Origin of the sequence: Streptococcus sp. 10824 (genome assembly GCF_013276595.1) — a bacterium.
GTDB classification, from domain to species: domain Bacteria; phylum Bacillota; class Bacilli; order Lactobacillales; family Streptococcaceae; genus Streptococcus; species Streptococcus pseudopneumoniae.
Genome location: NZ_VMLH01000013.1, coordinates 1 through 6,158, shown reverse-complemented (window position 1 = coordinate 6,158; position 6,158 = coordinate 1). Strand labels below are relative to the sequence as shown.

General features: G+C 40.8%; 6 protein-coding genes. 1 reads left to right on the top strand and 5 read right to left on the bottom strand.

Annotation, left to right across the window (positions count from 1 at the left end; translation table 11 throughout):
- Window positions 1-267: 267 nt before the first annotated feature.
- The 5 genes from HT701_RS01580 to HT701_RS01560 form a co-directional block, all read right to left on the bottom strand.
- On the bottom strand, window positions 268-1,434 hold the full coding sequence (locus tag HT701_RS01580) for an ATP-grasp domain-containing protein (protein ID WP_172931143.1): 1,167 nt from the start codon (window positions 1,432-1,434) through the stop codon (window positions 268-270).
- Window positions 1,435-1,446: 12 nt separating this feature from the next.
- A complete protein-coding gene (locus HT701_RS01575; RefSeq protein ID WP_172931142.1) occupies window positions 1,447-2,187 on the bottom strand; it encodes an esterase family protein in 741 nt (246 codons plus the stop codon).
- 20 nt (window positions 2,188-2,207) lie between these two features.
- On the bottom strand, window positions 2,208-3,032 hold the full coding sequence (locus HT701_RS01570; RefSeq protein ID WP_172931141.1) for an alpha/beta hydrolase: 825 nt from the start codon (window positions 3,030-3,032) through the stop codon (window positions 2,208-2,210).
- A 136-nt stretch (window positions 3,033-3,168) separates the two neighbouring features.
- Window positions 3,169-4,383, bottom strand: coding sequence for a tRNA uracil 4-sulfurtransferase ThiI (gene thiI / locus HT701_RS01565; RefSeq protein WP_172931140.1), 1,215 nt, complete (start codon window positions 4,381-4,383; stop codon window positions 3,169-3,171).
- Window positions 4,384-4,391: 8 nt separating this feature from the next.
- The gene (locus HT701_RS01560) at window positions 4,392-5,534 is read right to left on the bottom strand and encodes a cysteine desulfurase family protein (RefSeq protein ID WP_172931139.1); all 1,143 of its coding nucleotides are present in this window, start codon (window positions 5,532-5,534) and stop codon (window positions 4,392-4,394) included.
- Between the two features lie 139 nt (window positions 5,535-5,673).
- Between HT701_RS01560 and HT701_RS01555 the strand changes: the two genes are divergently transcribed.
- On the top strand, window positions 5,674-6,099 hold the full coding sequence (locus tag HT701_RS01555; RefSeq protein WP_031222983.1) for a DUF6556 family protein: 426 nt from the start codon (window positions 5,674-5,676) through the stop codon (window positions 6,097-6,099).
- The last annotated feature ends 59 nt before the right edge of the window (window positions 6,100-6,158 follow it).

Here is a 6,158-nt window from a genome sequence, read left to right as displayed (position 1 = left end):
TTTTCATTGAGTATTAATAGACTTGTTTGGTATCTTGAAAACTATATCATATAGGTGTCGTCATGAATCCTTTTAGCTGATTTAAGGATACAAAAACATAATACTATGACTCAATTGAAATATTAAAATTCAATTTCTGACCACCTAATCCTGCTTCAAATAGTTATCGAACAAGTTTTATGATAGCTACCTTGTTAGGATGCTCTTATTTTTTATCAGACAAAACAAAAGGATTAAGGGAGTGAATTTCCTTAATCCGATAGTCTCTTAAGCCTGACGTTGTCCGAAATCAGCAATCATCTGATCCATTTCTTGTCGACTCGGAGTTGTCAGCATATAAAGGTAATCCCCTTGAAGTTCCGCAAAGGCAGCTGGCATGATTTTTTTAACCTTGAACTGCTGGCTATATTTGTCAAGCAAATCCTCCTCAGAATAGACATAATGAGCATTTGCACGACGTGATGTAGCTAAACAATACTGCGGTTCAAACTCTGACACTGGGAACTCTTCTCCTGCTACAATAGCAGCATAGCCACGATAGAGGTCCAAGGAATGGGCAAAGTTATAAACATCAATTGTAAAACCACCTGCAGGACGGTTATTGTACTCAATGGCAATATAATCGTCTCCTTCACGGAAAAACTCAATATGGAAAAAACGTTCTTTCATGCCAAATTCCTTGACAATTGCCTCACCATATTTACGTAATTTGGGATCCATATCCTTAAGAACATAGTAGGAATTGTCCATCTTGTAAATCATGAGATCCAGCGGTGTATAGGCGTAATCAAAGGTTGTTGAAAAGACAATCTTTCCATCCTTGTCCACAAGACCATCAAAGGTACAAATTTCGCTAGAGGTAACAAATTTCTCAAAGAAATAAACAGTTGAATGATCCCACTCAGTCTTGAAGTGATTGATATCGTCTTCTGTCTCAAGCTTAAAGGTTGCGGCTGCTCCCACTCCATTATCAGGTTTGGCAATCATTGGAAGGCCGATTTCGTTCACTGCTTGATCAACATCTGCTTCCGTCTTGATAACAGCTCCAGGGACCACAGGGACACCTGCTTTTTTGAAAAGCTTCTTCATTTCAGACTTAAATTTCGTCTTTTTGAGATCCTCTGGTTTGGCACCAAAAACATTGAATTGTTCTCTGAGTGTTGCATCAAGCTCAAGCCAGTATTCATTATGAGACTCGATGCGGTCAATTGGGCCATGTTTATAAAATAGAAAAGCAACTGCACGTTTGACTTCATCTATATTTTCAAGATTGTCAACACGGAAATACTCGGTCAGGCTATTGCGTAAAGGTTCATCCAATTGCTCGTAAGGTTCTTGACCAATTCCCAAGACCGTGATGCCTTTATTGGCTAGTTCTATGGTAAACTGTTGAAAGTTTTGTGGATAGTAGGGAGAAATAACAAGGTAATTCATAGGTAACTCCTTTTATAAATAGAGATTTCTAAGGAAATAAGGCATTTGTTTGCGCCACCATTCCCAGTCGTGGGCGACATCGTGTCCCCATTCAGCAAACCAGGCTGGAATTTGTTTCTGGTCAAAGGCTTCTTTGAGCTTGTAAAAGGATGGTAAACCGTCTTGTTCCCAGGCTCCAAGACCCGTACACAGCACAATTTCTGCCTGACGATAACGATCAATAAACCAGCCGTCGTTCTGGTTCCAGATATAATCTACTGGCGAATTTTGGTAAATGGCATCGTCATTGTAGTAATCGCCGACAAAGAAACGTGCGTCGTAAACACCACTAAGAGCAATCACCTTGGTAAAGACATCTGGATGCTGGAGGAAGAAATTGAGTGCATGATAAGCGCCCATCGAACAACCTGTCGTCATCATACCATCAAACCAACCTGTCTTGTGCTTGATAAAAGGAATGGCCTCCTCAATCACATAGTGCTCGTAGGCACGATGCATCTCCGCCTGGTCATGACCATTTTTCCAAGTGGCCAACCAGCTCTCACTATCTACACTGGATAGGGTAAAGAACTGAACACGGCCTTCCTCGATAAAAGAAGCACAGGCATCAATCATGCCAAAATCATAGTATTCATTGTGACTACCACCTGATGAAGCAAAGACCACAACTGGAATCCCAGCATGACCATAACGGTTAAGGTACATTTCACGGTTAAGATTGCCACTCCAGTGGCTAAGGTTTTCAATATGCATTGGCCTTCTCCTTTTCTAACTTACCATTTCTCTGCAAAAAATCTCAGACAGTCTGGTAAATTTTCCGACCAAGGGATTTCACTATGGATGGCACCAGACTGAACTTTTAAGACAAGATTGCCCAAGTGTACTCCCCCTGCTACCAAATCATGGTAATAGCGAAGAGACGAATCGATATAGGCTTGTTTGATATTACCTGCCATCAGGGTCTTGTCCGTATCATCTGCTTCTTCTGTTCCAACATAGATAAAGATACGCTGGTCAGGCGATAGTTTCTTGCGCTCGATATAACGATTAAAGGCTTCTTGATGGAGCCAGTTAGCAGATGAAAAGACCCCGAGGCAGCCAATTTGGTCTTGGTATTCCAAACCGATAAACTGGGTAATATTTCCGCCTAGTGAGGAGCCAATCATAGCCGTATGCTGGCGGTCAGCTTTGGTACGGTAGGTCTCATCGATAAAAGGTTTGACCACCTCCATGACAAACTCAGAATATTCCACACCCTTACCGCCAAACTGCTGTCCCGGAATAGGAGATTCTTGGAATTTCCAAGCCGCATACTCATTCATCCGCCCCATACCATCATTATCAATAGCAACGACAATCATGCGACTGATATCAGGATTTCGCTTGATGGCTGGGATAATCTTCCACGAGTGACCAATGAAAGATTCTTTACTATAAAAGACATTTTGCCCATCATGAAAGTAAACAACAGGATAAAAACGATCCGTGTCTTTCTCATAATCTTTAGGCAGAAGAACACGAACACGGCGCTCCTTACCAGTGTAAGGAACCTTGAGTTTGTGTTCTTTCATTTTTAAATAAAAGTAGGATTGATTCATTGTCAGAAAACTCTCTATATTCAAAATTTTATTTCATTATATCACAATTATAGAAAAAAAGTTAGTTTTGCTTCCACTTTTGGAATTAAAAACTAACTTTTTCATCTATTTTTCTATATTCTTCTGGATTTTCTGATTAGAGCAAATTATCAATCAAGTCATCCACTTCATCTTTTTCAGCCTGCGGTGTAATCTCAGTAATCATGATTCCAGCCACAGCTCGCTCAACTAAACCTTCAACATCCATACGTGCTTCATACTGCTCTGCATTCTTAATCTTAGGATTAGTCTTTGGACGATCTGGCGCAAAAATGGTACAACAGTCTTCAAACGGTTGGATTGAAATGTCAAAGGTATCGATTTCCTGGGCGATGTCAATGATTTCTAACTTGTCCATAGTAACCACAGGACGAATGATGGGAGTGTTGGTCACAGCGTTAATAGCCTGCATACTTTCAAGAGTTTGACTGGCTACTTGACCTAGGCTTTCCCCATTGATGATAACTAAACCATTTCGTACCTCACGAATACGGTCAGTAATACGCATCATAAAACGACGAGTTAGAGTCATCAAGTAAGCTTCTGGCGCTTTAGCCTTGATTTCCTCTTGAATCTCTGTAAAAGGCACTTCGATAAACTGGATATTGCCCCCAAACTTGGTCAATTTACGAGTCAAATCCTGTGCTTTTTTAAGAGCACCAGGACTGGTGTAAGGTGGGCTGGCAAAATGAACAGCCTCAATATCCACTCCACGTTTCAAAGCAAGATAACCTGCTACAGGTGAGTCAATCCCTCCCGACAACATAAGCATACCTTTACCTGAAGTTCCAACTGGCAAACCACCGGCCCCACGAATAGTTTCATAAGAAATATAAGCAGCTTCATCACGAATCTCCACCTGAAGATTGATATCAGGATTTTTCATCTGAGCTTGCACATTTGGAATTGCTTCAAAAACAGCTCCTCCAAGTGTTTGATTGAGTTCACGACTATCCAACTCAAAGTTGTGGTCGCTACGCTTGCTAGAAATTTTAAAGGTCATGCCTTCCTTGTAGATGTCCTGCATAATCTCTTGCACAGAAGACTTCAGAACTTCTACAGATTTTTCAACCTTATAAACAGGGGAAAAGTTTTGAATTCCAAAAACTTGTTTGAGCGATTCTGCTACTGCTGTGTAATCCGCGCCATTGAGGTATGCATGGGCACGATCACGATCTGCGGTTACCTTAACTTGGGGATAGATAGACAAAACGTCTGAAATATTATTGCGAAGTTTATTGATGAAACGCATACGGTTTTTGCCTTTGGTTGACAGCTCACCGTAGCGAATCATAATTTCTGAATACTGCATAAATGCTCCTATCTTACTTTTCTAGTTTGGTTGTAAATTAATTTTAGCTTGGTCAAAAACTGCTCGACCTGACTCATATCATTTTCAAGGTCTAGGCTAAGACGCACAGCTGACTGGGCCTTATCTTTATCTACTCCCATGGCAATCAGAGTTCCTGCAGGTTTCCCAGCCTTGGACGAACAAGCAGAGGTCGTTGAGATGAAAATATCATAGTCTTCAAAAGCGTGAACGATGACTTCACCACGAACACCCTTGATTCCAAAAGTCAGGATATGAGGGGCAAAGTCTTCCTCATCTGAAAAGACAAAAATATCTGGATAGTCCAGAAGGGCTTGACGAATCACTGCCTTCATCTGCCCAGTCTTGCTCCTAAAGGTATCTAGCTTTTCCATAGATAAACGGAGAGCCTTGGCTGTCGCTGCAATCCCTGCCACATTTTCAGTTGTCGAACGGTAATCACGCTCCTGACCTCCACCAGTCAACAGTGGCGTAATTTTCTTACCAGACTTGATATAGACAAAACCTACACCACGAACTCCATGGAACTTGTGACTAGAGAAAGTCGCAAAATCCACTCTATCAGTCAGATATTTTTCAGTTGGAATCTTAGCAAGTGCTTGAACCGCATCAACATGGAAGGAAATAGTCGGCTTATCTGCCAATAGTTTTGAAATAGCCTCAATGGGCTGAACAGAGCCAATTTCATTGTTTACTGCCATGATAGAGATGAGGGGCGTATCAGGTCTTATCAAAGCTCCTAGAGCCTCAACATCCACAAATCCTTTCTCATCTACTGGAGCAAAATCCACTTCAAAACCTTGATTTTTCAACCAAAGTGCTGATTCTTTGACTGCTGGATGTTCAATGGCTGAAACAATGATGTGCTTGCCAAACTGGGCTTTTTCAAAGGCCACACCCTTGATGACCCAGTTATCCCCTTCTGTCCCACCAGAAGTAAAGAAGATTTCATCGCTTTTCTTACCGATTAAATCTGCAATCTGTTGGCGAGAAGCGTCTAAGATTCGTGTTGCCTGGTCCCCCAAACGATGGAGACTAGATGGATTTCCTAAAATTTTTGAAGCGACCTGCATATAGGTTTCAAGGGCTTCAGGATAAGGCTTGGTCGTCGCCGAATTATCAAAGTAAATCATGTTTTCTCACGCTTTCTAAAATCACTCCTTCTATTGTATCATGAAACGGAGCCTGCGACAAGAAAGGGCAATTCCTCTTTTTTTAAGATTTTTTTTAAAGAAATGCGGTATAATAAATTTTAATCAAAGGAGAGAATGTATGTCTAACTATCGTAGAACTTCAAAACCGAAAACAGAACATATCAAAAAAGGCTTTACTGTTTTTCAAAAAACCATTACTACTATCGGTAGTATCCTCGGCTTGATTACTGCGACTATCACGATTATGAATGCCTTGGATAATAATAAAAATACCAAAAAAGAACCTACGACAACACCGACGACAACCATTGTCAAAGAAATTCAAAAGGAATCCCCTCAGGAAAATACTAGTCCCAATAAGGAAAATAATACTAGTCAAGAAAAAACACAACAAGAGGAAACGCCAAAATCTAGCGTCAAGGAAGAGAAAAAAGAAGATCAGAAAACAGCAACTCAGGACTCTACTACACCTGCTACAAGTAAACCTGCCACTGAAAATGAAAAACAGCCCAATACTCCAACTTCAGAAAATAATACTCAATGAAAATCAAAGAACAAACTAGGAAGCTAGCCGTAGGCTGCTCAAAACACTGTTTTGAGGTT